Here is a 25687-nt window from a genome sequence, read left to right as displayed (position 1 = left end):
GCCTGCGGGGCGTTGAGAACCCCGCAGGCTTTTTGATTAACCGGAAATGGTTGCGTTTTGATCTGCTTTAGATTGGGTCATGACAGCTTCTGCTTTTGCAGGATTAAACATGCCTTCCCATTTAGACATGACAACGGCAGCAAGTGCGTTACCAGTCAGGTTTACAACTGTACGTGCCATGTCCATAATGCGGTCTACCCCAGCAATAAAGGCAAGTCCTTCTGCCGGAACACCAATCGTGCTCAGCGTCGCAAGCAAGACAACAAATGAAGTTCCCGGAACGGCAGCCATTCCTTTAGACGTCACCATTAACACAAGTACTAGCGTTATTTGTTGCCAAATCGACAAATCGATGTGGTACACCTGTGCCAGAAACAGCGCTGCAATAGATTGATAGAGAACGGAGCCGTCTAAGTTAAACGTATATCCAATCGGGATAACGAAAGATACAATACCTTTCGGACAGCCGATTTTCTCCATTTTTTCCATGATGCGCGGAAGAACGGTTTCAGAGCTAGACGTACTGAACGCCAATAAAATTTCGTCCTTCATGTAAGCCAGGAATTTGAAGATGCTGATACCGGCAATTTTTCCGACAATCCCAAAAATGACGATTAAGAAGAAAGCAAGTGCAACATATACCAATCCGACAAGCTTTCCGAGAGATAGAAGAGAACCGAGTCCGAATTTAGAGACAGTAACTCCGATTAGAGCAAAAACCCCGAATGGCGCTACTTTCATCACAAGGTTTACCACATGGAACATCGAATGGGAAACGCCTTCAAAAAAGGCTAATACTGGCTTGCCTCTTTCACCGATCGCAGAAATTCCCAATGCAAATAGTACGGTAAAGAAGATGATGGCAAGAAGATCCCCTTCGACCAAGGATTGGAAGAAGTTTGTCGGCACAATGTGCAGGAATGTCTCTGCCACTGATTTATTGCTTTGTTCTTTTTCTGTTTCAACATATTGACTGATGTCTGTTTTTTGAGCTTCGTGTATATTAACTCCTGTACCCGGGTGGAAGATGTTTGCAAGGGCTAGTCCGAGAATGATGGCAAAGGTCGTAATAATCTCAAAGTACAGAATTGTTCTGAAGCCTAATTTACCAACTTGCTTTCCATTTCCGGCTCCGGCTACACCGATGATTAAACTGGAGACAACAATAGGAATCACTATCATTTTGATTAAGCGTAAAAAGAGATCCCCGATTGGCTGCAGATAAGTAGGCAGTGCTGGGTTGCCGTACCAAATAACGCCAGCAATAACACCTAGAATAAGTCCAACGAATATTTGCGTGGCTAATCCAAACCTAATTCTTTTCATAGATTACCTCCCAAAAAACAAAGTATCAACATATATCATGAATAGACATATATTTAATCTCACTATTAGATCAAATTATAATAGATAAGAAATAGGTTCGTCTATAGTAAATTATATTTTGAAAATATGGAATATTCAATAATATAAAATGAATCACCAGAATTATCTAAAAACAGGTGAGCTTTGACCCAACCTGACTATTATTTCAATATAAAGAGAAGTTAGAAGAATGAAGAAAATCTCACACTGTATGCGTGAGATTTTCGCCTCTTTACATATCGCTTACTTTTATACAGTCATTGCAAATATTACCATAACACTCATGCTGCTCATCAATCTTTTTTCCGCATTCCGCACACTTTTTCGAAGGCAGGTTTCTAAAAAATTCAGTTATTTTCCCTAGCATAACCAATCCCTCTTTCCCCTTTGTAATGTCTTCATTGTAATATAACAGAAAGTAAAATTCAACATCTGTTTTGATACAATGTTTAAAACATGCTTTTTTTTAGAAAAATGGGTATATTGAAGGAGGATCAATTTTCTTTGAAAAGAAGGAGGACATTATGAAAGTTACAGTTATCGGATGCTACGGCGGTTTTCCGGCCGCAAATGAAGCGACGTCGGGATACTTGTTTCAATCGGGGGATTTTTCATTGTTAGTGGACTGCGGAAGTGCCGTGATATCTAAGCTGTTTGGATATGTCCCGGCGGAAAAGCTGGACGCGGTGGTTCTGTCTCATTATCACCATGACCATATTGCCGACATCGGGCCGCTGCAATTTGCGAAGCAAGTCGGATCATTCCTCGGCAAAGGAGAGCACTCGCTTCCAATTTACGGACATGATGCTGATATAGAACAGTTTCAAAAGCTTACATATAAAACGCATACGAAAGGGATTGCCTATCAGCCTGATCAGCAGCTGACTGTCGGTCCGTTTACGATTTCCTTTTTAAAAACGGTTCACCCGGTGACTTGTTATGCGATGCGGATTACTGACGGCAGCCATACTGTTGTGTATACTGCTGATTCCAGCTATCAGGATTCATTTATTCCGTTTTCGAAAAACGCTGATTTATTGATCTCTGAATGTAATTTTTATGCTGATCAAGACGGGACAAGCGCAGGCCATATGAACAGCTTGGAAGCAGGGCGAATTGCAGAAGAAGCGGGAGCGGGCGAGCTGCTGCTGACCCATTTGCCTCATTTCGGCGTGCATGACAATCTTCGCAAAGAAGCCAAGACCGTTTTTAACGGGAAAGTGAACATTGCGAAATCTGGTTTTGTGTGGGAAGGATAAAGGAGGAGCGCCATGTTATTTATTGACAATCAAAATATCAATGATCCGCGGATCAATCTTGCTATCGAGGAGTATTGCCTTAAATATTTAGACCCTGAACAGCCGTATTTGCTTTTTTACGTGAATCAGCCGTCTATCATCATCGGAAAAAACCAAAATACAATAGAAGAAATCAATACAAAGTATGTAGAGGAAAACGGAATTATTGTCGTCCGCCGTTTATCAGGCGGCGGGGCTGTGTATCATGATTTAGGGAATTTAAATTTCAGCTTTATCACGAAAGATGACGGTGACAGCTTTCATAACTTCAAAAAATTCACTGAGCCGGTGATTCAAGCGCTACATCAGCTCGGAGTTGAAGCGGAATTAAGCGGCCGGAATGATATTGTGGTAAATGGCCGCAAAATATCAGGTAACGCCCAATTTGCCACAAGAGGCCGCATCTTCAGCCACGGCACCCTCATGTTTGATTCAGCCATTGATCATGTTGTGTCCGCTTTAAAAGTCAAAAAGGATAAAATTGAATCAAAGGGCATCAAATCAATCAGAAGCCGTGTGGCAAACATCAGTGAGTTTCTTGATGATAAAATGACAACCGAAGATTTCCGCAGTCATTTGCTCAAACATATTTTCAATACAAATCACATTCAAGATGTGCCGGAGTATAAGCTGACTGAAAAAGATTGGGAAGTCATTCGCAAAATCTCGGAAGAACGCTATCAAAATTGGGACTGGAACTACGGCCGCTCACCTAAATTTAACCTGAACCACTCAAAGCGTTATCCGGTCGGGTCCATTGATCTGCGTTTGGAAGTAAAAAAAGGGAAAATTGAAGACTGCAAAATTTTCGGCGATTTCTTCGGTGTGGGCGATGTATCGGAAATCGAGAACCTGCTGATTGGAAAACAATATGAGCGCAGTGTGATCGCTGATGCGCTGGCTGATGTGAATCTGAAGCATTATTTTGGGAACATTACGAAAGAAGATTTTCTTGATCTGATTTATTAATGTGAAACACATTGTTTGAAAGGAAATTTGTGTTTTGAAATAATGGAGGCAGGAGGGATTCACATGAAAGTGTTTTTAATCGGAGCGAACGGACAAATCGGACAAAGACTTGTTTCTTTATTCAAAGAGAATGCTGATCATTCCGTCAGGGCGATGGTCAGAAAAGAAGAACAGAAAGCATCTTTGGAAGCGGCCGGCGCGGAAGCTGTGCTAGCAAATCTAGAAGGAAGCCCGGAAGAAATCGCAGCCGCGGCAAAAGGCTGTGACGCGATTATTTTTACAGCGGGCTCCGGGGGCAGCACAGGCTATGATAAAACGCTGCTGGTGGATCTTGACGGAGCGGCAAAAGCAATAGAGGCTGCGGAAATCGCAGGAATCAAACGTTTTATTATGGTCAGCGCACTGCAGGCCCACCGCCGGGAAAATTGGAATAAGGCACTTAAACCTTATTACGTGGCCAAGCATTATGCTGATAAAATTCTGGAATCCAGCGGCTTAGCCTATACGATTATACGTCCGGGAGGCCTTCGCAATGAACCGGGAACTGGAACGGTTTCCGCAGCCGCAGATCTAGAGCGGGGTGATATATCACGTGATGACGTTGCGGCAGCAGTCATTGCCTCTTTAGATGAAACCAACACGGAAAATCGGGCTTTTGATCTCACTGAAGGAGATACACCGATTGCCGAAGCTTTGAAGAATCTATAACAGTACTGACACTCGGGGCTTTTTGCTCTTGAGTGTTTTTTTGTGTTTCTCTATAATGAAAAGGAAAGCTTATCTTCAATAATGAATGACTACTCATTCACTTTAAGGGGTGGGAGAATGAATCTGGTTTCAAAATTAGAAGAGACAGCATCTGAGAAGCCGGACAGCATCGCATGCAGGTTTAGGGATCAAGTGATTACTTACAAGGATCTGAATGACTATATTCAGCGTTTTGCGGACGGCCTTCAGGAAGCGGGTATGGAAAAAGGGGATCACCTTGCTTTGCTGCTTGGCAATTCGCCTGATTTTGTCATCGCATTTTTCGGCGCATTAAAGGCCGGTATTGTGGTGGTGCCGATCAATCCGACGTACACGCCGACAGAAATCGGCTATATGCTGACAAACGGCGATGTCAAAGCAATCGTAGGAGTAGATCAGCTTTTGCCGATTTATGAAAGCATGCACGAATCTTTGCCAAAGGTCGAACTCGTCATGTTATGCCGGACGGGAGAAACTGAGCCGGAAGCTTCAGATCCCGAGGTCAGAATGAAAATGACAACGTTTACAAAAATGTTGCATCCGACACCCGGTGCTGCACGCCATCCAGAGCTTGTGCCTGATGATACTGCGGTCATTTTATATACGTCAGGAACAACGGGAAAACCGAAAGGCGCGATGCTGACCCACCAGAATTTGTTCAGCAATGCAAACGATGTCGCCGGGTATTTGGGAATGGATGAGAAAGACAATGTGGTTTGCGCTCTTCCGATGTTTCATGTTTTTTGCTTAACTGTCTGCATGAATGCTCCGCTGATGAGCGGCGCATGTGTGCTGATTGAACCGCAGTTCAGTCCCGCCTCTGTTTTTAAGCTTGTAAAGCAGCGGCAGGCAACCATTTTTGCAGGTGTGCCTACGATGTATAACTATTTATTCCAGCATGAAGAAGGCAAGGCAGATGATTTTTCTTCTATTCGCCTGTGCATCTCGGGTGGTGCGGCCATGCCGGTCGCGCTGCTTACGGCATTTGAAGAGAAATTCGGCGTTACCATTTTGGAGGGCTACGGGCTTTCGGAAGCATCGCCTGTCACATGCTTTAACCCGTTTGACAGAGGGAGAAAACCAGGTTCCATCGGGACAAGTATTTTGCATGTCGAAAACAAGGTCGTTGATCCGCTCGGACGTGAGGTCCCTGATCACCAGGTGGGCGAATTGATCGTAAAAGGGCCCAATGTGATGAAGGGCTATTATAATATGCCGATGGAAACGAAGCACGCTTTAAAGGACGGGTGGCTTTATACGGGGGACCTGGCAAGGCGGGATGAGGACGGTTATTTTTACATTGTTGACCGGAAAAAAGACATGATTATTGTAGGCGGCTACAATGTGTATCCGCGTGAAGTGGAAGAGGTGCTGTACAGCCACCCGGACGTAAAGGAGGCTGTTGTCATCGGCGTGCCTGATGCTGAAAGCGGCGAAGCGGTAAAGGGATATGTCGTACCGAAACGGTCTGGTGTCACAGAAGAAGGAATGATGGCGCATTGCGAAAAACATCTGGCAAAATACAAACGGCCTGCCGCGATCATCTTTCTTGATGAGATTCCGAAAAATGCGACAGGCAAAATGCTCAGACGGGCGCTGAAAGATATGCTGCCTCATTAATGTAAAAAAGCGAAGCCAGTGAGCTTCGCTTTTTTCATTGTTAATCCTTTGCTTCTTTTTTAATGATCGTTTGCAGCGCTTTGGTATCGTTTCGCGTTAATTTGTAATACGTGCCGTCTTTCAAAAAAATGGCCTGCTGGCTGTCGTCAATCCATAATCTGAATGAGTCAAATCTGTCTTTATGAAATTTAATCGTGCCTTCGTAATCAGGAGCTGATGTTTTTTCCATTTTCAGCTGTTTTCCCTGATTCATAATGTCCAGCATATCTTTGACGTACTGTCTTTTTTCGATTTCAATCTTTTCCCGCCCGTCTGAAGACAGGGTGATCAATTCCGCATCAACCGATTGATATACATCGCCTGACCGGCTGTAAAGGTAGAAAAATGCAATAAACACAAGACCGATAACCACGATGGCTGCTACTATTTTTTTCATCTGCATCACTCCAAACATTTGCTAGTTTCTCCAGCAAAGGGCGATTCCATGCGAAAAAGTCCGAACTCACAGCTTGGTTCTAAGAAATTGAATTTATGATTACAATAGAAGTAATGGGTCTAGATGTGAGGAGTGAGGCGAATATGCGCAAGTGGATTGCGGGTGCAGGGCTTGCATATGTGCTGTATGGGCTTTTTTTCTATTGGTATTTCTTTATGTCCGGCGATTCCGCTGTGCCGGAGGCCGTGAAAGGAACACAGGCTGACCCGGCTTCTTTCATGAAGCCGTCTCAATTGGCTGTCGCCGAACAGTATTCTGACGTGAAGAACTTTTTATTTTTTATCAGTATTCCTCTTGATTGGTTTCTGTTTTTTGTATTGCTGATCAGCGGTGTTTCAAAGAAAATCAAGCAATGGATGGAAGCGGCTGTGCGTTTTCGTTTTTTGCAGATCATCGGTTTTGTGTTTGTGCTTTCGCTGATCACTGCTCTGGTGACACTGCCTTTGGATTGGATAGGCTATCAGGTATCGCTTGATTACAATATTTCGACGCAGACAGCCTCCAGCTGGGCTAAAGATCAAGTCATTGATTTTTGGATCAGTTTTCCGATCTTTACACTTTGCGTGCTGGTGTTTTATTGGCTGATCAAAAAGCATGAAAAAAAATGGTGGTTTTACGCCTGGCTGTTAACAGTGCCGTTTTCGCTGTTTCTGTTTTTTATTCAGCCGGTGATTATTGATCCTTTATACAATGACTTTTATCCGCTGAAAAACAAAGAGCTGGAAAGCAAAATTTTAGCTCTGGCCGAAGAAGCCGATATTCCGGCTGATCATGTGTATGAAGTGAATATGTCAGAGAAAACAAACGCGCTTAATGCCTATGTGACAGGAATTGGGGCTGATAAGCGGATTGTTCTATGGGATACGACACTGAATAAACTCGATGATTCGGAAATTCTCTTTATTATGGGGCACGAAATGGGCCATTATGTCATGAAGCACGTGTATATCGGATTGGCTGGCTATTTAATTGTGTCGCTAGCGGGATTTTATGTGGTTGATAAGCTTTACAAGAGGGGGGTACACTTTGCACGCAATCTGTTTCATGTAGAGGGCCGGCGTGATCTTGCGGCATTGCCGCTGTTATTGCTTATCGTGTCTGTTTTGAGCTTTGCTGTTACGCCTTTTTCTAATGCCGTTTCCCGTTATCAGGAAAATAAGGCTGACCAATATGGAATTGAGCTGACAGGGGACAGCGAAGCCGCAGTCAGAACGTTTCAAGATTTGGCTGTTACGGGGCTGAACCAGGTTGATCCGCCTTTTCTCGTGAAACTTTTCAGAGGGAGCCATCCTTCGATCATGGAACGGATTCAACATGCGGAAACCGAAGAGAATACCTCAGAACACCCGGCCTCAGAACAGGAGGACGACCAATAAAAAAAGAAGCAGGTATGGAGTGACCTGCTTCTCTTTAATCTTATTGTGCAGCTGCTTGTACGTTGATTAACCCTTTTCCATAGTAGAAAGAGCTGCCAAGGTTTGTCGCAGTGCTTTCTAAACGATCACGGACTTGTGCATTTGACCAAGTCGGATGTTTAGAAAGGATTAAAGCTGCTGCTCCGGCAACGTGAGGCGTCGCCATTGAGGTTCCGTTATAAGAGCCGTATGTGCCGCCAGGAAGTGTGCTTTGGATCGACACGCCTGGAGCCATAACGTCAAGCTCAGAACCTGCGCTTGAGAAAGAAGCTCTTTGGTTGCTGCTGTTTACTGCGCCTACTGCAATAGTAGAAGGATATTTTGCAGGGTAGCCGACTGTGCTTGTGCTGCCTGAACTTCCTTCGTTTCCGGCTGCGGCAACAACGACGATACCGCTTGCAACCGCTTTATCGACTACTGTTTTTAACGCTGTAGAACCAGTAGGTCCGCCAAGACTCATGTTGATGACATCCATGTTGTTAGAAATCGCCCATTCAATACCGTTAATAATCCAGCTGTATTGGCCGCTTCCTGTAGAATCAAGCACTTTGACTGCATATAATGATGCGCTAGGGGCTACGCCCAGAACACCAATTGTGTTATTAAGAGCGGCAACAGTACCGGCTACATGCGTGCCGTGAGAACTGCCGTCTTGGTATGGGTTTGTTTCAGAAGGTACGAAGCTTGCTCCGCCTCGAACGTTTAAGTCAGGATGAGAAGAGTCAATTCCGCTGTCGATGACAGCTACTTTTACATTAGAGCCTGTGTAGCCTTGAGAGTGAAGAGCCGGCGCTTTAATTTGAGAAATGCCGTAAGGAACAGATTGCGCATATTCATGTGCAACATGGTCTTCTTCCACATAAGCAACACTCGGATCTTTTTTCAGTTCTTTTACAGCTTTGTCATCCAATGTTGCTGCGGCTGCATTTACATACTTAAATTGCTTTTGAACTTTACCGCCTTTTTCAGAAATAACATCTTTTTTCTTGGCGGTGCTCATAGCTCCCATTGTCTGTTTAAATCCGACAATGTACTTCTTTTCTTCACTGTTTTTTCCGGCAGCCTGTGCAGACATGTTGCTGAATGCCATCGTGAAGATTAACGTGAACGCAAACAACAAGCTGATCCACAATTTTTTGCTTCTCACTCTTTACCCTCTCCTTTACAATTTCAGAGCAGCCTATTAATAGACTATTCTGTGAATTTATTGTAATAGATTGGATACTATTTTAGTAGACCCATTTTTTTGAGATTGTTTTATTTCTATTTAGGTATATCATCTCTCGTTATTTCTATAGAGACTCGAAATAACTGCATTCATACAGAAAAGAACGAAAATAGACATGAGTAAATAATCATTATGTTGAAATTTCATGTTTTTTCAGGTTAAATCCTCCCGCGACCAGAAAAAAACCTGTCGAATAAATCAGTTCCATTGACCTGCATGTTTTTCTATGAGATCAATGGATATTATCGTGATATTTTTTCCAAGCATGCTGAAAAAAGTATTCTGATCAATATGGTTTACAGAAAATTCTATTAAATATAAAATATAATTCTTAACAGCATATAGAGAGAAGGAAACGAGATGAACATTCGTCAAGCTTTACCAGCAGATGCGGCAGCTATAGCACCGCTGTTTCATCAGTATCGGGAATTTTATAAGCAGGCGTCGGATCTGGAAGGAGCGGAGGCTTTTTTGAAAGCACGCCTGGAAAATGAAGAGTCTGTTATTTTTATCGCAGAAGAAAATGGGGAATTCATTGGTTTTACACAGCTTTATCCAGCCTTTTCTTCCGTGGCTATGAAAAGAATCTACATATTAAATGATTTATTCGTCGCTTCTTCTGTACGAAAAAAGGGAGTTGGCCGGCGGCTGCTTTCCGCTGCAAAGGATTATGCCGCGGAAAACGGAGCGAAATATTTAAAGCTGCAGACGGAACATCACAACCGGACGGCAAGAAGTTTATATGAGCAAAACGGCTATGAAGAGGAAACCGCATTTGTGCATTATAGCCTTAATGTGCCGGAGAAGTGCAGATAGAGGCCTCATGATTTGGTTTTTTGGCCGATGTTCGGTTACGATAAAGATGAAAAGGAGTGTGCCGAATGTCAACGTTATTTCAAGCATTGCTGGCAGAAAAAAATGCAGATGATGTTTCAGTCAATATCAAAACCATATCAACAGAGGATTTGCCGAAAGACGGCGTGCTGATTAAAACAGCATATTCAGGCATCAACTACAAAGACGGCTTGGCCGGAAAAGCGGGCGGCAATATTGTCAGAGAATATCCGCTTATTTTAGGCATTGATGCTGCAGGTACGGTTGTTTCTTCAAATGATCCGCGTTTTGCCGAAGGGGATGAAGTCATTGCGACAAGCTATGAGCTTGGTGTCTCACGTCATGGCGGATTAAGCGAATATGTTTCAGTGCCTGGCGACTGGCTGGTGCCTTTGCCAAAGAACCTTTCGCTGCAGGAAGCGATGGCGTACGGAACGGCGGGGTTTACAGCGGCGTTATCTGTGCATCGTCTTGAACAGAACGGACTCTCTCCTGAGAAAGGGAGCGTGCTTGTCACCGGAGCAACCGGCGGTGTCGGCGGAATTGCAATAACGATGCTCAGCAAACGCGGCTATAACGTGGTCGCAAGCACAGGAAACCGGGAGGCGACTGACTATTTGAAGCAGCTTGGTGCTAATGAAGTAATCAGCAGGGAAGATGTCTATGACGGTAAACGTAAGGCGTTGTCCAAGCAGCAATGGCAAGGAGCCGTTGATCCTGTCGGCGGGAAGCAGCTTGCCTCGCTTTTAAGCAAAATCCAATACGGCGGATCTGTCGCGGTGAGCGGTTTAACGGGCGGGGGAGAGGTTCCTGCAACGGTGTATCCGTTTATTCTTCGCGGAGTCAGCCTGCTGGGCATAGACTCAGTCTATTGTCCAATGGATCTTAGAGCGGCGGTTTGGGAGCGCATGGCATCCGATCTTAAGCCTGAACAGCTTCTGACAATCATAGACAAGGAAGTCTCGTTAACAGAAGCACCTGATGCGCTAAAAGATATTTTGCAAAATTACATTCAAGGAAGAGTCCTTGTAAAACTGTAAAATTGAAGTTTCAGCTTGCAGAAAACACGATGCTTTTTCTGCAAGCTTTTTTGTTTGATTCTAGAAAATGCAAGTGCATCCAATGCTTCCGTATTTTAAACGTTCCTTCGATGTGAAACTTTCTATACTGATTTTCAATAATAATAGTGATAATGATTATCATTCCGTGTTATACTATCTTTTGGACATCTTAATTGAGAAACTACATACAGGAGAGACTGGAATATTATGAAAAAAACACTGATTATTCTTACAGTTTTACTTCTTTCTGTTTTGACTGCGGCTTGTTCTTCTTCAGCCGGCCATCAAAACAGTGAAGAAAATAAAGCAGCGGTAACACATGATTTAGGGAAAACGAACGTGCCTGAGCATCCGAAGCGGGTCGTTGTGCTTGAGCTTGGCTTTATCGACACTTTGCTTGATCTCGGCATTACGCCTGCTGGAGTGGCGGATGACAATAAAGCAAAGCAGCTGATCAACAAGGATGTACTGAAAAAAATTGACGGCTACACCTCTGTCGGCACACGGTCACAGCCAAGCATGGAAAAAATCGCTTCGCTAAAACCGGATTTGATTATTGCAGACACGACCCGTCATAAGAAGATATATGATCAGCTGAAAAAAATCGCGCCGACGGTCGCGCTTCATAATTTAAATGCTGATTATCAGGATACAATAGACGCTTCTCTTACCATTGCCAAAGCAGTCGGCAAAGAGAAGGAAATGGAGAAAAAGCTGACAGCGCATGAAGAAAAAGTGAATGAAACAAAGAGAAAGATCAGTGCGAACAGCCAATCTGTGCTTCTGATTGGAAATACAAATGATACGATTATGGCCAGAGGTGAAAATTTCTTCACATCGAGACTTTTAACACAAGTCGGCTATCAATATGCGATCAGCACGTCCGATAACAAAAAAACCGGTAATGGCGGCGACTCTGTGAACATGAAAATGACACTTGAGCAGCTGCTGAAAACAGACCCGGATGTAATCATACTGATGACAGGAAAAACAGACGACATTGACGCGGACGGCAAACGCCCGATCGAAAAAAATGTTCTGTGGAAGAAGCTGAAGGCAGTGAAAAACGGACATGTGTACCATGTTGACCGTCAGGTATGGTCTCTGCGCCGCAGTGTGGACGGAGCGAATGCGATTTTAGATGAGCTTCAAAATGATATGACAGCAGAAAATAAATAAGAAAAGACAGGCAAACGCCTGTCTTTTCTTATTGAATAAAACCGGATAAGTGGCTATTGATGTTATAATCTTTAATTTTCCATTTTTCTTCTGCAAATTCAATGTTGCTGAGGCAGGCATTGACAAGGCGCGTATTTTGAAGCTCGGCATCACCGCCGGAAATCTCTGTCAGCAGTGCGTGAATCGCTGCGCCGTGCGCGACAATCAGTACCTTTTGATTTGGATATGCGCGGTTTACTTTCACCAATCCGCCCATCAGCCTGTCCGTGAGCTCTTTTAGCGTTTCCATGTTTGGATAGTTCTTGTCCGGATAGCGCTTTGTCCGTTCTTCAAGCGGCATGCCCTCCGCGTCCCCGTAATCACGCTCCTTAAAGTCATCCATCTCGACGATAGGAAGATTGAGGTATTCATTAATAATGTCCGCGGTTCTTCTGGCTCTTTTCAGCGGGCTGGTGACAATGATATCCCAAGAAAAATCTTTTAAGTATTCTCCGGTTTCTTTTGCTTGGCGTTCGCCTGTCGCGTTCAGCGGGATATCTGTTTTTCCTTGGCATTTTTGCTGCAGGTTCCAATCGGTTTCTCCGTGTCTTACTAAGCAAACGGCTGTCATAAAATCCCCTTCCTGACTTTGATCTTATCGCTATTATACTAAATCAGAGGCATGCATCCTATGAAAAAGCCTATGTCAAAACCTCAAATAATAAAGCCATGCCGATTCCGCCGCCGCTTCCGATGGCAGCAACAGCATATTGACAGCCTGTCCGTCTCTGCGCCTCATAAAACAATCTGGTGACCAGTGCCGCCCCGGAAGCGCCGTAAGGATGGCCGAGAGCTAATGCGCCGCCCCGCACATTGATCCTCGTATAGGGAATGCCAAGTTCTTGTGAGCAGACACATATTTTAACGGCAAAGGCTTCGTTGATTTCGTATAAGCCGATATCATCAGTCGTCAACGCGTTTGCAGCTAAAAGCTTTTTGATCGCTTCAACCGGCGCGGCGGACGGATAGTTGGGATGAATGCCGCTAACGGCGCTTCCGATAAATCGCAGCACAGGTTTATAGCCGAGGGATGCAGCTTTTTTCTCTTCCATGACAAGGAGTGCAGCCGCTCCATCTGAAATGCCGCTGCTATTGGCGGCTGTAACCGTTCCGGAGCTGGTGTCAAACACCGGCTTTGCACGAGAAATGATCGCTTCCATCGGCCGTCTTTTCAGAAAAGCTTCGTCTGTTTCCAACTCCCCGAGAGGAACAATCTCTTCACGGTACAATCCTTCGGTATGAGCACTCCAGCTGCGTTGATAGCTGAGAAGCGCGTATTCGTCCTGCATGCTTCTTGGGATGGCATAGCGTGCTGCTGTATATTCGGCCGCCATGCCCATATCGGGATCACCAACAGTGTCCGGCGAAAAGCGGGCTCTTTCTGAAAAAGGTGATCGGCTGCTGCTTTCTGCGCCGCCTGCGATATAAATGTTTCCGGCACCCGCTTTGATAAGATTGCATGCGGAACGCACTGCTTCAAGCCCGGAGCCGCATTGTCTGTCAATCGTCATGCCGGGAACAGATAAAGGGAGTCCAGCTTGAAGTGCTGACAGCCGGGCGAGGTTGCCGCCTCTGCCAGTGGCGTTTCCCAAAATCACCTCGTCAATTGGATCCTCTAGCTTTCGGCTGAGACAGCTGATGAGAGGAGCGGCCAAATCCTCCGGCAGAAACTGCTTCAGCAGACCGTTTTCTTTTCCGAAAATCGTTCGTTTGGCATCTGCAATAACCGCGTTCAATCCACCATACCCCGCAGCCATTTTTTTACGCTGGAACGGGCAATTTTGCCGCTGCTTGTTTCCGGCATACTGTCTGTAAATACCCATTTTTTCGGGATTTTGTAGGATGCCAGTTTCTGCTTGCACCAGGCTTTCAGCTTTTTGGCATCTGTATTCCCGCAAATGACGGCCGCGGGGATTTCTCCCCAATACTCGTCCGGAATGCCCGCCACAGCTGCTTTTTCAACCTCTGGGCAGGAGAGCAGCACGCGCTCAACTTCTTCAGGGAAAATATTTAATCCGCCATATACGACCATCCCGTTTTCCCGTCCTGCTATGTACAGAAATCCCTCTCCATCAACATAGCCCATGTCATCTACTGTCATCCATTCCGGTTGATCTGGTGTGCGGCTGTTTACATAGCCTGAGAACTTCATCGGGCTTTTGACGAATATTTTCCCGATTTCCCCCGGCTGACAGAGGGCCCCGGCGGCGCTGCGGATCTCTATGCGGACATTATGAAAAGGGCGGCCCGCTGAATGAGGTTTTCGTTTGCTGTCTTCTGGTGAGAGATACGCAACAAAGCTAAGCTCAGATGTGCCGTAAAAATCATACAGCTTCAAATGAGGCCATTTGGATGCAAGCTTGTCCTTAGATGCTGCCGGCCAGTCCGCTCCCGAAGAAATGATTTTAACGGAGCTGTCAGGGAAAGCGAGAATGTTGGCGAGGGCATCTGTCATTGTCGGTACGGTATAGAGTACGCTGATGGATTTCTGTGTTAACCACTCCTTCGTTTGAGCGGGAATGAATTTTTTAAGCAAACAAACGGTTCCCCCGAGATACAGAGTGCTGACAGCACCGTATAAAAAGTGAGAGGACAGTAATGTCCCCGGAATCAGAACTTTGTCATTTGAAGAGACCAAAAAATCAGTTTTTGTACAATGAAAGCTTTCAACCCAAGAGCGATGAGAGCGCGTAAATGCTTTCGGCTTGCCTGTTGAGCCTGACGTAAAGCCCATATAAAAGGGAAGCTCCGGATCAACGGCTGGGGCCGGGGCAGCGGACGCCTCTGAGATATGCGCCATACAGTCTTCCAGCCAAACAACGGGTGTCAGACAATCTGTCAGTTTGTTTTTAAAAAGAGATGAAGCCACCACAAAATCAGCACCGCTTAATGCCAGCCGCTCACCGCATTCAGCGGCACTCCAGCGTGTATCAATGGGAACCGCCGTACATCCGGCCGCGGCAGCTCCGGCAAACAGCTGTAAAAATGCAAGGCTGTTTGGGAGCAGGATGGCTACACGTTTTGGAACGTTTGGCTGCGTCCGCAGCCAATTGGCAGTTTGGGTGACGAGCCGGTTCCAATCCCGATATGTAATATGTTCAGATTCAGTCTGGATCGCAATCCGGCTTGGATTTTTATTGGCAAAGGATAGGTATGTATGTGTAATGGTCACAGAATGTCAGCCTCCTTTTGTATACATCGTATCAGAAAGAGACAAGGCTTGGGTGATCTTAATGGCAAGCAGCGCAGATGTTGCCGCTTTTAATAAATCGCCGGGCACAAATGAAAGACTTATAAAACCGGCCTGTAACAGATCAATATGCATGATAAAAGCCTGTACAGGAATGCCAAGCAGGTATATAAAGATGATGCCGAACACAATATGAATGAAAAAGAGACGGAACACTGTCACCTTACGCAGTCTGTGAACGGTTAGGCTGATCAGCCACGAGGCGAACGGATAAGCAATCAGAAAACCCGCGCTCGGTCCGAAAAAAACGCCAAACCCGCCGCGGCCGCCGGGCAATAGCGGCGCTCCAAAGGCGACGAGCAGCAAAAAGACAAGCTGGCTTAAAAAAGCGGCTTTGGGTCTGAGAATGCTGCCGGCCAGCATGACACCGAGCGTCTGCAGTGTAATGGGAACAGGTGTAAAGGATAAGAAAAGAGGGGGGATAAAACCAAGAACTGCCATCAGTGCAGTAAAGATTGCAATGTGCATCATGTCTAGTAATTTCATATGAAATCCTCCAACTAACGAATAAAATATGGTTATACAATAAATGCAGACAGCTTTTATGTCAACTTAATTTTAATTATGGTTTACAAATGCATGCAAAAAAACCGGCCTGCGGTCGGCCGGTTTTTGATGATTATTCTTCTGTAAGAATGACAAGCGAATCAACAGAAGCAGCCACATGAGAAACGGCGCGGCTGACCTCCTGGAGCCCTCCGAGAAAGGCCTGCAGATCGACGTCAATTTTTCCTGATTGTTCTTTGCTGACTTTCATGCTGTGAACGATTTCATCGAATAAACGGTTAATTTGTGTCATTTTTTCTTTGCTTTCGCTGACAAGCCCGTTCACGTCTTTGATATGCTTCGACACGATGTTGATTTGTGTATTGGTGTTGTTCACAAGCTCGGACACTGTAGAAACGGTTTTTTTCGTATCTTCAGACAGCTTTCGCACCTCATTGGCCACAACGGCAAAGCCTTTGCCGTGTTCGCCTGCACGGGCTGATTCAATAGATGCGTTTAGCGACAGAAGATTCGTTTGTTCGGCGATGCCTGTGACGATGCCGAAGATTTTTTCAATTTGCTGTGCGATTTCATCCAGCTTGACCATTTCTTTTTCGATTTGGACGAGGCTTGTATCGATCTGGTTCATCTGTTTTTGCTGGATTTCAAGCTCTTTTTTCCCGCCGATCGACTTTTCTTCAACGGTGCTGGATGTCACTGTGCCGGCTTTGGATGCTTCGGAAATGCCTTCCGATTTGTCAACAAGCTCTTGAACGGATCGGCTCGTTTCTGAAAACAGATTTGCGATCGACCCGGAGGTTTCTTGGATTCTCTGATGCAGAAGATTTTTCCTTTCTTCTTGTTCATCGCGGGTTTGGTTGTATTCAGCTTGAAATGCTTCAAGGACAAGCTGCTGTTCTAAGTTCAAGATTTTAGTTGTCGCTTTGATTGCTTTCAGCAGTTCCTGGTGATCTGTAATTGACTTTTCATAAATGTCAATCATTGATAGAAGCAATTCCTGAAACGCTCCCATGTACCATTTTGGCAGAAGGCCGATTCGTAAATGGATAGAAGCAATTTTATTTCGTTTTTCAATAAATTCATCATCAATGACACCGGCAAACATTTCCTGAATATGCCGTTTTAACGTTTGTTTTAAGCGGTCAACTGAGCTGTGGTCGTTAATGATATCCATTAATGAGCTTTCATGATCAAGATTTTTATAGAAAGCGTCAACAATGTAAACAATGTGTTCTTGGATTAAGGGCTGCAGCTCTTGCAGCACGTGCAGCTCTGGATCTCCCAGCCTGACCATTTTGAGCTGTTTTTTCACATCTGAGAACTTGTTTGTGAGCTGAATGCGGTTTTTTTGCTGGCCGTTTGAATCTGAAAAATAAGCCGTTTCTTTTTTTCTATCTTTTTTAAATAACAATACAGTGATCCCCCTTGGGAAAATATAATTTTATCTTTTGGCTTTTTAAGCCTTTTTCTTTTTTATCGGTCAAGGGAAGCACGAATGAAGACGGCAGATAGAAATTATTTATAAAAAAACCGTTCAGTTATATGAACGGTTTAATCAAGATCAATTTGTTTTAGTGGTTTGATGGCCGGCCCTTCGACTACCTCGCCAGTTGGTTTAAAGCGTGATCCGTGGCACGGACAATCCCATGTGTGCTCTCCGTCGTTCCATTCCACTTCACAGCCTAAATGGGTGCAGGTTGTATCAACAAGATGCAGGCAGCCCGTTTCATCTCTGAATGCCCCCGCGCGTCTGCCGTTAATGGTGACGGCTTTTCCTTCACCTGGCGCGATCTCTTCAAACTCGACGTCCGGTTTTTCAAGCTTCCCTTTAATGAAATGCTTAGCCACATCTGCATTGTAAGAAATCACCTTTTGCAAGCCGGGATTCAGATGGAAACGAGACGGTGTAAAAATGCTCTCATATGGATTGTCTTTTTTCTCCACAAGGTCTGACAAAAGCTGAGCTGCGACAGCTGATGATGTCATGCCCCATTTTTTGAAGCCGGTCGCAACGAGAATATTGTCTTCGTTTTCAGACATAGGCCCGATGAATGGGATTTTATCGATGGTCACGAGATCCTGTGTGGACCAGTAATAGGGAATGCTTTCGATTCCAATTGTGCTTTCTGCCAATTGTCTCAGCGTTTCGTAATGGGTCGACATGTCTTTGCCTTGGCCTGTTTTATGGCTTACTCCGCTGAAGAGAATCAGCTTTTCTCCGTTTACAATGGTGTAGCGAAGCGCAACTGACGGCTGGTCTATACTTAAATACATGCCCTCAGGATAGTCGATCTTCGGCTTGACGGCGAGGACATAGGATCTGTCAGAATACATTCTTGCTGCATATAATCCGCCCCCGTCATAAAAAGGGAAATGGGAGCAGCATACGATAAATCGGCTTTTAATGGCGTGCCGGCTTTTTGTAACAACTTCAGGCATTTCTCCTTTTTTAATATCAAGCGCAACAGTCTCTTCATAAATCCGTCCGCCCTTTTGCACGATCTGATCAAGGAGCGCGGTTAAAAAGTGAAGCGGGTGAAATTGGGCCTGATTCTTCATCACAAGCGCCAGCTTAGAGCCGACGGGAAGCGGAAGATCTTTTATGAGATCCCTTTCAATCCCGAGTTTTGTGTATGCCTCATACTCAGTGCGGATTTTTTGTACAGCATCTTCACTTGCTGTGTAAAGGTAAGCGTCTTGTTCGGTCCATTCGCAATCGATCTGAAGTTCATCAACAATTCCTTTTATATAATCAATTGCATTCTGGTTCGCTTCATAATAAAGCCTTGCGTGGTTCAGTCCGAAATTGCGGATAAATTCATCATAAATCATGTCGTGCTGCGCTGTAATTTTTGCCGTTGTGTGGGCCGTTGTGCCATTGAGAACCTGATTCGCTTCAATCAGAACGACTCGGAAGCCTCTTTTGGACAGCTCGTAGGCCGTCGTGATTCCTGTAATGCCTCCTCCAATAATGGTGACATCACATTCCGTATCCTCTTGCAGCGCCGGAAAAGAAGGCAAGTCCGCCGATGTTCTCCAATATGTTTCGGGAGCTTCTTTTGAAAAAGGTTGATTAGTCAAACCATTGTACCTCCAATATCATTTATTCTTAATTTTTCCATTTTCTATCTTTTCATACATAGGAAGCAGGCTTTGGTCATACCATAATAGGGTTGAAAAGGAGTGATTGCATTGGCGAATGAGAAAAAGAAAACATTGCCGCCGCAGCATCAGGACCAGCAGCCGGGATTCGAATATCTGATGGATCCCCGTCCGGTATTTGATAAGCCGAAGAAGGCAAAAAAACTAGCGGGCAAAACGGCCATTATTACAGGCGGAGACAGCGGGATCGGACGTGCTGTATCGGTGTTATTCGCAAAAGAAGGGGCGAATGTGGTCATTGTATATTTTAATGAACATCAGGACGCCGAAGAAACAAAGGAGTATGTAGAGAAAGAAGGGGTGAAGTGCCTGCTGATTGCAGGAGATGTCGGAGATGAAGCTTTTTGTAATGAAGTGGTAAGACAGGCCAGCCAGGCTTTTCCAACCATAGATATTTTGGTTAATAATGCCGCTGAGCAGCATGTGCAGCCGAGCATTGAAAAAATTACTAGCCACCAGCTGATCAGAACCTTTCAGACGAACATTTTTTCTATGTTTTATTTAACGAAGGCTGTGCTGCCTCATTTGAAAAAAGGAAGCAGTATTATCAATACAGCATCGATCACCGCGTACAAAGGCAATAAAACATTGATCGATTATTCAGCGACGAAAGGAGCCATTGTCACTTTTACAAGATCCCTTTCCCAATCGCTTGTTCAGCAAGGCATTCGAGTCAATGCGGTTGCGCCGGGGCCAATCTGGACACCGCTCATTCCGGCCAGCTTTGCTGCAAAAGATGTGGAAGTGTTTGGTTCGGATGTGCCGATGGAACGGCCGGGCCAGCCGGTGGAAGTGGCGCCGAGCTATTTATATCTTGCCAGCGATGATTCCACTTACGTCACCGGCCAGACCATTCATGTCAACGGGGGAACGATTGTAAATGGGTAATTAAAAAAGCCAATCCTTAAGGATTGGCTTATTCGCTCTGTTTGAGCGCTGCATATTCTTTAGAGAGCGTAAGAAACGCATCTTTATCTTTTTCGTCCAAGGCTTTGTTGATTTGGTCAGTCAGCATGGTCAACCGACGCTTAAACAAGGATTCATCGAGCACCATTTGAATGTAAATATCCATCATTGTTCCATCAAATTCTTTTGTTTTTTGCGTGTTGCGGGACTTCATGAGCTCAGTGTACGACTTTTTCTCTTTCATAAAGAATCCCCCCAATGCCTTTTTTATAGTATATGGATAACGGTCGAAAAAATCAATAAATTTTTATAATCTTTAGACAACTAATACTTGGCAATCTATCGACATATCCTGCGAAATGCTGTGATCTGAGATCATGCAGTAAAGTAAAATCGCTTTATTAATAGTAAAATAGAACTAAAAAATATAAATAAAAGATGATTTTAGTTCATTTGTTAAAAAATCCTGTCGTTTTATAAACACAGATGATAGATTATTAGTATAAATTTTGCAGAAAAAGGATGGAGGCCATAACATGAGTCAGAAAACTGACACACCATTAGAATCGTATGAAGTAAACAGCGCAACAATTGCCGTTTTGCCAGAAGAAATCGACGGCAAAATCTGTTCAAAAATCATTGAAAAAGACTGTATGTTTTACGTCAGCATGAAGCCGCTGCAAATTGTCGACCGAAGCTGCCGATTTTTCGGATCAAGCTACGCGGGAAGAAAAGCGGGAACTTATGAAGTGACAAAAATTTCTCACAAACCGCCAATCATGGTGGACCCTTCGAACCAAATCTTTTTATTCCCTACACTTTCTTCGACTAGACCCCAATGCGGCTGGATTTCCCATGTGCATGTAAAAGAATTCAAACCGACTGAATTCGACGATACGGAAGTGACGTTTTCAAACGGAAAAACGATGGAACTGCCGGTCTCCTGCAATTCGTTCGAGAATCAGGTATATCGGACAGCCTGGCTCAGAACCAAATTTCAGGACAGAATCGAACACCGTGTCCCGAAACGGCAGGAATTTATGCTGTATCCGAAGGAAGAGCGGACGAAGATAATTTATGATTTTATTTTGCGTGAGCTTGGGGAGCGGTATTAGAAAATAGAAAGGAGCTGACCAAACAGGGCAGCTCCTTCTAACGATCAGGCCGTCGGAATTCCGCCGGTGATGCCGTATATTTGAGATGTCACATAGCTTGAATTCTCTGAGGCTAAGAATACATAAACATCTGCCAGTTCCGCCGGCTGTCCCGCGCGGTTTAATGGTGACGGCGGCGTCCCTTTGCCGAATTTCGGAATGTTTTCAGTTGGCTGTCCGCCGGAAATTTGCAGCGGAGTCCAGATTGGTCCTGGCGCAACAGAGTTCACTCTGATGCCTTTGGGCGCCAGCTGTTTTCCGAGCGCAACGGTAAAGCCGATAATGGCGTTTTTCGTCGCCGCGTAATCTAACAGCATCGGGCTTGGGTTGTAGCCTTCAACTGAAGTTGTGGTAATAATAGACCCGCCCTCCGGCAAATACGGAAGCGCCGCTTTAACAACCCAATATAGCGAGAAGACGTTCACTTCAAACGTCTTATAGATTTGTTCAGTAGGAAGATCTTCGATGTTTTGCACTGCTTGCTGTTTACCGGCAACGAGCGCTAACACATCCAGCCCGCCGAGTTCGTTATGCGCTTGTTTGACTAAATCGTGACAAAACGATTCGTCACTCAGATCACCTGAAATCAGGACTGCCTTGCGTCCTTCTGCTTCAATCAGTTCTTTTACTTCTTCTGCATCAGGCTGTTCCGCGGGCAAATAGTTAATTGCCACATCGGCGCCTTCCCGGGCATAAGCGATGGCGGCAGCGCGGCCAATACCGGAATCACCGCCGGTGACAAGAGCTTTTCGGCCATTTAGTTTGCCAGCTCCTTTATAGCTTTTTTCTCCGCAGTCCGGAATCGGCTTCATTTTTTGCTGCAAGCCGGGCGGTTCTTGGTATTGTTCAGGAAATTCATCGTGAAAAAATGCTGTTAAAGGATTGTTTCGTTTTGTATCAGACATCATTAACGCTCCTTTTTGTGTGGTGTACATTCGTATGTGTACCCTTGAGCAAAGTGAGAAAAACATGTTTTGGCAGTTTGCATCTCTGCAAGACAAAGAAAGCAAAAAAAACTGCCGCTCCTTCCATATTTATCTTGTAAAATATGACGAATTGAATTATGATAAAATCGCTTTAAAACAACTAAATATTGGGTATGGGGGAGTATATTGTCATGAAAAAAGCCGCGGCGCTTTTGCTTTCACTCGGTCTCGTTTTCGGTTTTTCATACGGAGCTGACCATGTGGCGGAAGCCAAAACGAAGGTAAAGACGTATAAGAACTGCAAGGAATTAAACAAAGTGTACAAAGGCGGGGTAGCCCGTACGTCCAAGGTGAAAAATAAAGGCGGAAAAACGAAGTACAAGCCTTACGTATCTAAGGCGCTTTATGATGCCAATAAAAAGAGCGACCGTGATAAAGATTTTATCGCCTGCGAACGCTAATCAAAAAAGCAATCTGTTGCCCAGATTGCTTTTTTTTGTTTAAGCGGCTTGATCAGCAGCTGCGCTTTTTGTTTTTCTTGTCATAAGACTGACCGCCATCATGACCGTAACATTCAGCAGCAAAGCGACAATGCCGACGTTTAAGTCTTTCGCCGCTTGCGGCAGCGCCGGAAATAAAGTGCCGATTGTTGTTTCTGTAACGGTAATATAAGAAACCGCTCCGACTCCCGTTATAATGCCGGCAAAGGCTCCTTGTTTGGTCACGATCTTATGCTTGAACAGGCTGAACAGCAGGGCCGGAAATAGCTGTGTGACGAGGCTGTATCCCATAAGGAGAAGCGTAACGATTGTGTTCCCGCCTTTGAATGTAAAGTACACAGCAATCAGCGCAATCACAGGCACTAAACATTTAGCCAATAATGACACTTGCTGTTCCGTCGTGCGGGGAGCAAACACTTGATAAACATTTTTGGCAAACAAAGTGGAGGCCGACATTAAAATCATGGAACCCGGCACAAGCGCTGTCAGCAGTCCGGCTGCCCCAATGACTCCGACAAACCAAGGATCAAAGGTTTGAAGAGACAGTCTCAAAAGTGATAAATCCGCGTCTGCGCCTTTCAGACCGGGAACTTGCAGGATAGCCGCAAAGCCGACGAAAAGGACAAATAGAAGGACCAGCTGGTATAAAGGCATAATAATGGCGTTTTTTCGAAAGACTTTTGGGTTTTCTGCTGAATAGGAAGCGGAAAACGTATGGGGCCACATGTAAAAGCCCAGCGCCGTCAGCAGCACGGTTGAACTGAACCATGCAGCACTTTGCCCTGTTTCGGGCAGGGTAATAAAACCGGGATTTGCGTTTTCAATCTGCTGAAACATGTCTTGAAATCCGCCGTAGTAATGAATTGGCAGATATACGCCTAAGAATAAAACGACGGCCAAAATCATGATGTCTTTGACAACGGATATCCAGGCGGACCCGTGGATGCCGGATACCATAACGTAAACTGTGATTGAAATGACGCCGATCCAAATGGCAGCAGTAGGAGAAATTTTTCCGTAAGACGTTTCCGATACAATCAATCCAAGCCCTTTCAGCTGCAGCACAAGATAAGGAATAAGCGCGGCGATGCCGACAAGTGAGACGAGCACGCCAAGCAGCGGGCTGTTGTACTTTTTGATGAAAAAATCGGACTGCGACATCAGCTTATGCTGTTTCGCATAGGACCATACCGCCGGCAGGAGCCAATAAGAAAGAATATAGGCCAGGCAGCCGTAGGCGATGATGTAAAAAGCCGGCCCGCCTTTTCCGTAAGCCCAGCCGCTTCCGCCGAGAAACGTAAACGTCGTATAAATCTCTCCTGCCATCAATAGGAAAACAAAGACAGTACCGAAGCCGCGGCCTCCAACCGTCCACTGCTCAAGGTCCATGTCTTTTCCTTTTTGGGCGCGTACGCCGAGAAACATGCTGAATAGCAGGACACCGAAAATGATGATGAGAGCTGCGTTCATTCTGCTTCCTCCCTTTTATTTTCTTTGTCGAGGACATACACGATCGCCATCAGGACAGAGGTCAGCAAAGCCCACATGACAACATAGGCGAGAATGAATGGCATGCCAAACAGATAGGGTGTCACTTTGTTTGCAAAAGGGATGCCAAGCAAAAGTCCGATGAAGGGTAAAGCGGCAAGAATGTGAATCAGTTTCATAGAATCCTCCTTTGATCAAAAATGGGCGGTGCGTGTCATGCGCGGGCTGCAAATCATGTCGCTAATCTGGCGGCACATGTCATTTTTTGGGGAGTGAAAGGCTGTGGTACGAATTATAAATAAATTTATTTTGTTTGTATAGTGCGAATTGTCAGAAATTTATTCTTGGGGAGCTAGAAGGGGGGACGGGCGCAAGGAGGGGAATACAGAATGATTCGAAAGACTTATGGCGAGTCCGGCGCAAATAAATAGAATGTTAACAAACTGCTTACTTGCTCTCGAATTCGCGGGTTAAAATAGCGGTGTTTTTCTTCGTAGCCATCAATGACAAATAAATAAAGCGTAAAGGCTTCATCACGCTCAGCCTCGTAGATGGCGATTTTTCTTTTCCTCAGCTCTTTTCTGATCTCAATCAGATCCTTTTGTGCTATTTTTAATGATTCGTTGATAAGTTGTATATAAGGGTGTTTCAATTTTAATGAGCTTTTCTCAATTCCGCCGAGATCGCGGTTTAAAATCGTAATGACCATAGGCAAAAAGAGAGCCCGTTCTATCAATTCATATCCTTCCGGCTGCAAATGCGGCATGGTAACTCCTTCTTTCTTGAGGGAACGTTTGTTCTTGTTATATTCTATATCGGCTGGTGAAATGTTTCAAGACAGAAAAAATCACCAAAACTTTTTAGTTTTTCGCCGAGAATGTGTAGAATAAGGATAGACAAACCCGGTGAGGAGTATAAACGTTGGAGCAATTTTTATCCTATTTGACAGAGGATCGTTTAACTGAATTATTTCAAAGCTATAGGGCTTTCGGTCCGCTTATTGCTGTGCTGCTGCCTTTAATTGAAGCATTTCTTCCGTTTTTGCCGCTTATCGTTTTTGTGGTGGCGAATACAAATTCGTTTGGACTGTGGGAAGGCTTCATCCTGTCATGGGCCGGATCAACAGCGGGGTCCATTCTCGTGTTTTTCATTGTCCGTCATTATGGACAAAGAAGAGCTCTTGGATTCATCCGCAGGCATCCGTCTGTCAGAAAGCTTATGTTATGGGTGGAAAGGCACGGTTTTGGCCCGATGTTTCTTCTGCTTTGTTTTCCATTTACACCGTCTGCCGCGGTGAATGTTGTCGCTGGTTTGTCAAGGATCGGGACGCGGCCGTTTGTTTTGGCGGCAGCCTCGGGAAAGCTCGTCATGATTTTTATGATCAGCTTCATCGGATATGATCTTCACGCGCTGATCACACAGCCGATTCGCACGGTTATTGCTGTTCTGGTGATTGCTGTCTTATGGTATGTCGGCAAAAGGGTGGAACGGCATCTGCATGTGAGAGCCAGCCAGCGTGAGCATGATGGAGGGAGACAGTAAC

General features: G+C 44.9%; 27 protein-coding genes and 1 pseudogene. 12 read left to right on the top strand and 16 right to left on the bottom strand.

The annotated features are described in order from the left end of the window. Positions 1 to 36 precede the first annotated feature (36 nt). A complete protein-coding gene (gene gltT / locus AU387_RS17180; protein ID WP_044156533.1) occupies positions 37 to 1326 on the bottom strand; it encodes a glutamate/proton symporter GltT in 1290 nt (429 codons plus the stop codon). Between the two features lie 271 nt (positions 1327 to 1597). Then, positions 1598 to 1732 (bottom strand): protein YhfH, encoded by a 135-nt coding sequence (yhfH, locus tag AU387_RS20810; RefSeq protein WP_024120799.1) that lies wholly within the window; start codon positions 1730 to 1732, stop codon positions 1598 to 1600. Between the two features lie 157 nt (positions 1733 to 1889). Between yhfH and AU387_RS17175 the strand changes: the two genes are divergently transcribed. From AU387_RS17175 to AU387_RS17160, 4 genes are all read left to right on the top strand, one after another. Then, positions 1890 to 2624, top strand: coding sequence for an MBL fold metallo-hydrolase (locus tag AU387_RS17175; protein ID WP_059336367.1), 735 nt, complete (start codon positions 1890 to 1892; stop codon positions 2622 to 2624). Positions 2625 to 2636: 12 nt separating this feature from the next. Next, on the top strand, positions 2637 to 3632 hold the full coding sequence (gene lplA, locus AU387_RS17170; protein ID WP_044156530.1) for a lipoate--protein ligase: 996 nt from the start codon (positions 2637 to 2639) through the stop codon (positions 3630 to 3632). 63 nt (positions 3633 to 3695) lie between these two features. Beyond that, on the top strand, positions 3696 to 4340 hold the full coding sequence (locus tag AU387_RS17165; protein ID WP_059336365.1) for an SDR family oxidoreductase: 645 nt from the start codon (positions 3696 to 3698) through the stop codon (positions 4338 to 4340). A 117-nt stretch (positions 4341 to 4457) separates the two neighbouring features. Further along, complete coding sequence (locus tag AU387_RS17160) at positions 4458 to 5999, top strand: fatty acid--CoA ligase family protein (protein WP_059336363.1); 1542 nt, start codon at positions 4458 to 4460, stop codon at positions 5997 to 5999. 40 nt (positions 6000 to 6039) lie between these two features. Here the strand turns inward: AU387_RS17160 and AU387_RS17155 are convergent, their stop codons facing one another. Then, positions 6040 to 6435 (bottom strand): YhfM domain-containing protein, encoded by a 396-nt coding sequence (locus tag AU387_RS17155; protein ID WP_059336505.1) that lies wholly within the window; start codon positions 6433 to 6435, stop codon positions 6040 to 6042. Positions 6436 to 6578: 143 nt separating this feature from the next. Here AU387_RS17155 and AU387_RS17150 point away from each other — a divergent pair, with 143 nt between their 5' ends. Next, complete coding sequence (locus tag AU387_RS17150; RefSeq protein WP_059336361.1) at positions 6579 to 7871, top strand: M48 family metallopeptidase; 1293 nt, start codon at positions 6579 to 6581, stop codon at positions 7869 to 7871. A 40-nt stretch (positions 7872 to 7911) separates the two neighbouring features. Here the strand turns inward: AU387_RS17150 and aprE are convergent, their stop codons facing one another. Beyond that, positions 7912 to 9057: a subtilisin AprE gene (gene aprE, locus AU387_RS17145; protein WP_044156525.1), complete on the bottom strand. Its 1146-nt coding sequence runs from the start codon at positions 9055 to 9057 to the stop codon at positions 7912 to 7914. Between the two features lie 441 nt (positions 9058 to 9498). On the opposite strand from aprE, the gene AU387_RS17140 reads away from it, so the two are divergent. The 3 genes from AU387_RS17140 (at position 9499) to AU387_RS17130 (ending at position 12212) form a co-directional block, all read left to right on the top strand. Beyond that, the gene (locus AU387_RS17140; RefSeq protein WP_059336360.1) at positions 9499 to 9954 is read left to right on the top strand and encodes a GNAT family N-acetyltransferase; all 456 of its coding nucleotides are present in this window, start codon (positions 9499 to 9501) and stop codon (positions 9952 to 9954) included. 65 nt (positions 9955 to 10019) lie between these two features. Continuing rightward, complete coding sequence (locus tag AU387_RS17135; RefSeq protein ID WP_059336358.1) at positions 10020 to 11012, top strand: NADPH:quinone oxidoreductase family protein; 993 nt, start codon at positions 10020 to 10022, stop codon at positions 11010 to 11012. Positions 11013 to 11240: 228 nt separating this feature from the next. Beyond that, the gene (locus tag AU387_RS17130) at positions 11241 to 12212 is read left to right on the top strand and encodes an ABC transporter substrate-binding protein (RefSeq protein WP_059336356.1); all 972 of its coding nucleotides are present in this window, start codon (positions 11241 to 11243) and stop codon (positions 12210 to 12212) included. A gap of 28 nt (positions 12213 to 12240) precedes the next feature. On the opposite strand, the gene AU387_RS17125 is transcribed toward AU387_RS17130, so the two are convergent. The 7 genes and pseudogenes from AU387_RS17125 to AU387_RS17100 form a co-directional block, all read right to left on the bottom strand. Then, positions 12241 to 12822, bottom strand: a complete 582-nt coding sequence (locus AU387_RS17125; RefSeq protein WP_044156517.1) for a histidine phosphatase family protein — start codon at positions 12820 to 12822, stop codon at positions 12241 to 12243. A gap of 70 nt (positions 12823 to 12892) precedes the next feature. Continuing rightward, positions 12893 to 13987, bottom strand: coding sequence for an acetyl-CoA C-acyltransferase (locus AU387_RS17120; RefSeq protein ID WP_059336354.1), 1095 nt, complete (start codon positions 13985 to 13987; stop codon positions 12893 to 12895). Then, positions 13984 to 15423, bottom strand: coding sequence for an acyl-CoA synthetase (locus AU387_RS17115; protein ID WP_059336352.1), 1440 nt, complete (start codon positions 15421 to 15423; stop codon positions 13984 to 13986). Before AU387_RS17115 ends, AU387_RS17120 begins: the two co-directional genes overlap by 4 nt. A 6-nt stretch (positions 15424 to 15429) precedes the next feature. Then, positions 15430 to 15987: a biotin transporter BioY gene (locus AU387_RS17110; protein WP_059336350.1), complete on the bottom strand. Its 558-nt coding sequence runs from the start codon at positions 15985 to 15987 to the stop codon at positions 15430 to 15432. Positions 15988 to 16120: 133 nt separating this feature from the next. Next, complete coding sequence (locus AU387_RS22400; RefSeq protein WP_372588344.1) at positions 16121 to 16915, bottom strand: methyl-accepting chemotaxis protein; 795 nt, start codon at positions 16913 to 16915, stop codon at positions 16121 to 16123. A gap of 9 nt (positions 16916 to 16924) precedes the next feature. After that, positions 16925 to 17302: pseudogene (hemAT, locus tag AU387_RS22395) on the bottom strand (heme-based aerotactic transducer HemAT); the annotation flags it as partial. A gap of 257 nt (positions 17303 to 17559) precedes the next feature. Next, a complete protein-coding gene (locus tag AU387_RS17100; protein ID WP_059336348.1) occupies positions 17560 to 19089 on the bottom strand; it encodes an FAD-dependent oxidoreductase in 1530 nt (509 codons plus the stop codon). Positions 19090 to 19200: 111 nt separating this feature from the next. Here AU387_RS17100 and AU387_RS17095 point away from each other — a divergent pair, with 111 nt between their 5' ends. Continuing rightward, positions 19201 to 20058: an SDR family oxidoreductase gene (locus AU387_RS17095; protein ID WP_059293097.1), complete on the top strand. Its 858-nt coding sequence runs from the start codon at positions 19201 to 19203 to the stop codon at positions 20056 to 20058. A 28-nt stretch (positions 20059 to 20086) separates the two neighbouring features. On the opposite strand, the gene AU387_RS17090 is transcribed toward AU387_RS17095, so the two are convergent. Beyond that, positions 20087 to 20320: an IDEAL domain-containing protein gene (locus AU387_RS17090; RefSeq protein ID WP_044156508.1), complete on the bottom strand. Its 234-nt coding sequence runs from the start codon at positions 20318 to 20320 to the stop codon at positions 20087 to 20089. A 292-nt stretch (positions 20321 to 20612) separates the two neighbouring features. On the opposite strand from AU387_RS17090, the gene comK reads away from it, so the two are divergent. Next, a complete protein-coding gene (gene comK, locus AU387_RS17085) occupies positions 20613 to 21191 on the top strand; it encodes a competence transcription factor ComK (protein ID WP_059336347.1) in 579 nt (192 codons plus the stop codon). A 44-nt stretch (positions 21192 to 21235) separates the two neighbouring features. On the opposite strand, the gene AU387_RS17080 is transcribed toward comK, so the two are convergent. Further along, a complete protein-coding gene (locus tag AU387_RS17080) occupies positions 21236 to 22135 on the bottom strand; it encodes an SDR family oxidoreductase (protein WP_059336345.1) in 900 nt (299 codons plus the stop codon). A gap of 212 nt (positions 22136 to 22347) precedes the next feature. Here AU387_RS17080 and AU387_RS17075 point away from each other — a divergent pair, with 212 nt between their 5' ends. Next, positions 22348 to 22617 (top strand): excalibur calcium-binding domain-containing protein, encoded by a 270-nt coding sequence (locus AU387_RS17075; protein ID WP_010333640.1) that lies wholly within the window; start codon positions 22348 to 22350, stop codon positions 22615 to 22617. A 39-nt stretch (positions 22618 to 22656) separates the two neighbouring features. Here the strand turns inward: AU387_RS17075 and AU387_RS17070 are convergent, their stop codons facing one another. The 3 genes from AU387_RS17070 to AU387_RS17060 form a co-directional block, all read right to left on the bottom strand. Next, on the bottom strand, positions 22657 to 24126 hold the full coding sequence (locus tag AU387_RS17070; protein WP_044156502.1) for a sodium:solute symporter family protein: 1470 nt from the start codon (positions 24124 to 24126) through the stop codon (positions 22657 to 22659). After that, on the bottom strand, positions 24123 to 24323 hold the full coding sequence (locus tag AU387_RS17065; protein ID WP_010333642.1) for a DUF3311 domain-containing protein: 201 nt from the start codon (positions 24321 to 24323) through the stop codon (positions 24123 to 24125). Before AU387_RS17065 ends, AU387_RS17070 begins: the two co-directional genes overlap by 4 nt. 224 nt (positions 24324 to 24547) lie before the next feature. Next, positions 24548 to 24910, bottom strand: a complete 363-nt coding sequence (locus AU387_RS17060; RefSeq protein WP_059336343.1) for a YhjD family protein — start codon at positions 24908 to 24910, stop codon at positions 24548 to 24550. 155 nt (positions 24911 to 25065) lie between these two features. Here AU387_RS17060 and AU387_RS17055 point away from each other — a divergent pair, with 155 nt between their 5' ends. Then, entirely contained in the window at positions 25066 to 25686 is a 621-nt protein-coding gene (locus AU387_RS17055; RefSeq protein WP_044156499.1) for a TVP38/TMEM64 family protein, read from the top strand. Position 25687 lies beyond the last annotated feature (1 nt).

This window comes from Bacillus halotolerans (assembly GCF_001517105.1).
GTDB lineage: Bacteria > Bacillota > Bacilli > Bacillales > Bacillaceae > Bacillus > Bacillus halotolerans.
Note: the sequence above shows the minus strand (reverse complement) of the source record. Positions and strands in the feature narration are given on the sequence as shown.

Coding starts and splice junctions, on each gene's coding strand:
- gltT (WP_044156533.1), bottom strand. CDS start 1,326: ATGAAAAGAATTAGGTTTGGATTAGCCACGCAAATATTCGTTGGACTT.
- yhfH (WP_024120799.1), bottom strand. CDS start 1,732: ATGCTAGGGAAAATAACTGAATTTTTTAGAAACCTGCCTTCGAAAAAG.
- AU387_RS17175 (WP_059336367.1), top strand. CDS start 1,890: ATGAAAGTTACAGTTATCGGATGCTACGGCGGTTTTCCGGCCGCAAAT.
- lplA (WP_044156530.1), top strand. CDS start 2,637: ATGTTATTTATTGACAATCAAAATATCAATGATCCGCGGATCAATCTT.
- AU387_RS17165 (WP_059336365.1), top strand. CDS start 3,696: ATGAAAGTGTTTTTAATCGGAGCGAACGGACAAATCGGACAAAGACTT.
- AU387_RS17160 (WP_059336363.1), top strand. CDS start 4,458: ATGAATCTGGTTTCAAAATTAGAAGAGACAGCATCTGAGAAGCCGGAC.
- AU387_RS17155 (WP_059336505.1), bottom strand. CDS start 6,435: ATGAAAAAAATAGTAGCAGCCATCGTGGTTATCGGTCTTGTGTTTATT.
- AU387_RS17150 (WP_059336361.1), top strand. CDS start 6,579: ATGCGCAAGTGGATTGCGGGTGCAGGGCTTGCATATGTGCTGTATGGG.
- AU387_RS17140 (WP_059336360.1), top strand. CDS start 9,499: ATGAACATTCGTCAAGCTTTACCAGCAGATGCGGCAGCTATAGCACCG.
- AU387_RS17135 (WP_059336358.1), top strand. CDS start 10,020: ATGTCAACGTTATTTCAAGCATTGCTGGCAGAAAAAAATGCAGATGAT.
- AU387_RS17130 (WP_059336356.1), top strand. CDS start 11,241: ATGAAAAAAACACTGATTATTCTTACAGTTTTACTTCTTTCTGTTTTG.
- AU387_RS17125 (WP_044156517.1), bottom strand. CDS start 12,822: ATGACAGCCGTTTGCTTAGTAAGACACGGAGAAACCGATTGGAACCTG.
- AU387_RS17110 (WP_059336350.1), bottom strand. CDS start 15,987: ATGAAATTACTAGACATGATGCACATTGCAATCTTTACTGCACTGATG.
- AU387_RS17090 (WP_044156508.1), bottom strand. CDS start 20,320: ATGAAAGAGAAAAAGTCGTACACTGAGCTCATGAAGTCCCGCAACACG.
- comK (WP_059336347.1), top strand. CDS start 20,613: ATGAGTCAGAAAACTGACACACCATTAGAATCGTATGAAGTAAACAGC.
- AU387_RS17080 (WP_059336345.1), bottom strand. CDS start 22,135: ATGTCTGATACAAAACGAAACAATCCTTTAACAGCATTTTTTCACGAT.
- AU387_RS17075 (WP_010333640.1), top strand. CDS start 22,348: ATGAAAAAAGCCGCGGCGCTTTTGCTTTCACTCGGTCTCGTTTTCGGT.
- AU387_RS17070 (WP_044156502.1), bottom strand. CDS start 24,126: ATGAACGCAGCTCTCATCATCATTTTCGGTGTCCTGCTATTCAGCATG.
- AU387_RS17065 (WP_010333642.1), bottom strand. CDS start 24,323: ATGAAACTGATTCACATTCTTGCCGCTTTACCCTTCATCGGACTTTTG.
- AU387_RS17060 (WP_059336343.1), bottom strand. CDS start 24,910: ATGCCGCATTTGCAGCCGGAAGGATATGAATTGATAGAACGGGCTCTC.